Annotated in this window: 1 pseudogene; it reads right to left on the reverse strand. The window is 62.8% G+C overall.

Annotated elements, in window-relative coordinates:
- Nucleotides 1-233: pseudogene (locus AC0IYH_RS30705) on the reverse strand (hypothetical protein); the annotation flags it as partial.
- Between the last annotated feature and the right edge of the window lie 71 nt (nt 234-304).

Consider the following 304-nt stretch of genomic DNA (forward strand, 5'->3'; position numbering starts at 1 on the left):
ATTTTCACCGTACCTTGATAATGCGGGATCATCCCGCGCAGGAAGTCGGCATCGGGATCGCCGGTCGACTGCATCGCCATCCCGGCCTGTCCGTGGGCAGCGTTCGATCCGTGGATGGCATCGGTCGCACCCGCTTCGTTCGATGCGAACTGCCCTGCTGGTTTGCCGCCGGAACATGCGGACAGGGCAACCATGGCGGCCAGAAGCGCGCACCGCGCCGTGACGATCGACATTCTCTTCTCCTGACGGGGTTTGTTGCAGCGCCTATGGACGACGCCCACGATAAGGCCGGTCACATCGCGAT

The organism is Pseudomonas sp. AC463 (assembly GCF_979253585.1).